At 59.6% G+C, this 2,204-nt stretch carries 1 protein-coding gene and 1 pseudogene; both read right to left on the bottom strand.

What is annotated here, in order from left to right; genetic code table 11:
* Nucleotides 1-1,627: ATP-binding cassette domain-containing protein (locus HMPREF2682_RS08205; protein ID WP_246827292.1), on the bottom strand; the 1,627-nt coding region annotated here is incomplete at its 3' end.
* Between the two features lie 387 nt (nucleotides 1,628-2,014).
* Nucleotides 2,015-2,204, bottom strand: a pseudogene (locus tag HMPREF2682_RS09535) (ABC transporter ATP-binding protein); the annotation flags it as partial.

Consider the following 2,204-nt stretch of genomic DNA (forward strand, 5'->3'; position numbering starts at 1 on the left):
AAATATCGAGGTTATTCGTCGGCTCATCCAACATGAGCAGCTGCGGCACAGGGTCAGCCAGAAGCACCTGCGCCACCGCGGCGCGGAACCGCTCACCACCGGAGAGCTCACTGGTCTTATGGTGCACGCTTTCGCGACGGAACAGCAGCCGCGCCAGCTGGTCACGCAGATGCTGTTCGCTCACGCCAGGGTTAGCCCGCTGCACGCTCTGCAGAAGAGTGAGCTCCGGGTCGAGGGTGATGCGCTGAGGAATGTACGCCCCCTCGATGCAGTACTCGACGCGGTAGGCGGGCTCCACGGGGGAGCGGTACTCCGGGTCGCCGGCGTGGGCAATTGCCTCAAGGAGGGTGGTCTTGCCGCTGCCGTTTGCGCCGGTGATGCGCAGGTGCTCGGGGCCGCTGAGAATCAGGTGCTCGGGGCGCTCCGCCGGGGTTCCCTGCTGGCTCTCGCTATCAGCCCCGGCGGGTGAAATATGCAGAGAATCAACCTTGGTGGGTTGCTGAATGGCAAATGTTTCACGTGAAACCCGAGAGTCAACACAGCGAGAATCAACCCTGCTCAGCTCCAGCACCTTACGTCCCGCGGGTAGGGGTTGTTGGCTCAGCTCGGCATAGATTTTCTCCTGCACGCGGACCTCATTCTGCGCGTTCTGGTATTCCTCCTGAGCCTGCTCCTGCTTGCCGACGCGCAGAACTCGAAGCTTCGCCGCCGCCTGCCGTGAGGCATCCTTGGCGAGGGCAAGAATCGTATCCGGCTGGTCGTCCTTCCACACCTGCGCCATGTTCTTCGAAATAATCTCCTGCGCATGCACCCACTCACGGTGCGCAGAACGTACCCGGTTTTTCGCCTCGCTCACGCGACGCTGAGCTGCCTGCTGTTCGGTGTCCAGCGCCTGGCGGTAGGTGCTGTAGTTGCCTTCGAAGAGGCGCAGATGAGCCAGCCCCTGCCGGTCGGCGTGAAGCTCCGCAATCACGTGCATGCGCTCCAATAGGTCGCGGTCGTGGCTAATAATGAGCGCCGGGCAGGGCAGCGCTTCCAGTGCCGTGAAGAGCTGAGCCTTCGCCGCAGAGTCTAGGTTATTGGTCGGCTCGTCCAACAGAATGAACTCGGGGTCAGAAACCATCAGTGAGGCAAGTGCGGCAATGACCGCCTCGCCACCGGAGAAGCTGTGCATCTGGCGGGCAAAGAGTGCGCGAACGGTATCGGGGTTATCGCGGTCCACCTGGGTCCCCGGGGTGAACCCGTAGGTGGCCAGGGCGGTGAGGGTGCGCTCCTCAACGTCCCAGTTATCGCCAATAGTGTCGTAGAGTTCGGGGGAGTATTCGCCGGATTCCACTGCCTGCAGTGCCCACAGAATCTCGGAGATTCCACAGAGCTCGGCGAGGGTCTGTTCCCGATCCAGACCCAAATCCTGAGGCAGATACGCCATGCGCTCCGGCACCGCCAAAGAACCGGAATCCGGGGTCAAATCGCCCAAAATCAACCTCATAAGGGTTGTTTTTCCGCAACCATTATCGCCAATGAGTCCGGTCAGAGGTGCCGAAAACACCGCCGAAAGGTTCACAAAAAGTGGAGGCTCACTCGGGTGCGCGTACGAAATATGGTCGAGTGTAATGTGAAATGACATGGGCCGAGTTCCTTCGAGTAGGTGCTCGGATTCCTGTCAGCGCACGTGAAGGTGTGAAGGCATGAAAAAACCCGAGCGTAACGGTGGATGTACCTGTGCCCGGGTGCGTGCGCGCTGATTGGAACACGTAGAAACGTGTCCGTAGAGCTGCTGCGTGAGCGCGCGAAAAATTCTTCTGAGTCCGGGCTTATGCTCGGTGGGTCATTTCTTTGATGCCTCCTAGATTCCGAAGAGCACCCCGGTCGCGCCTTGGGTGGCTTCGGCCAAACGATACGTTCAGCTCCGCCAGCTACCCCCGTGGTGGGGCAACATGGATAGAGAGCTGATGGCTCAAGCATAGAAACTGTGTGGGTGCTGAGTCAAACACCCTCCCATGTAGGAGAAGATTCAGCATGCTGATTCCCCGAATGGTTCCTTCCCGAGAGTTTTTGTTGAAAGGTTGAGTGTGCGGTCAATGCGGATGCGGCGGCAGAAATCCTCATCATGGCTCACTACGATGAGCGCGCCGGTGTATGCTTCGAGCGCCTGCACTAGCCAATCCACCGAGGAAATATCGAGGTTATTCGTCGGCTCATCC

The organism is Rothia sp. HMSC061D12, from assembly GCF_001836735.1.
Lineage (GTDB): Bacteria > Actinomycetota > Actinomycetes > Actinomycetales > Micrococcaceae > Rothia.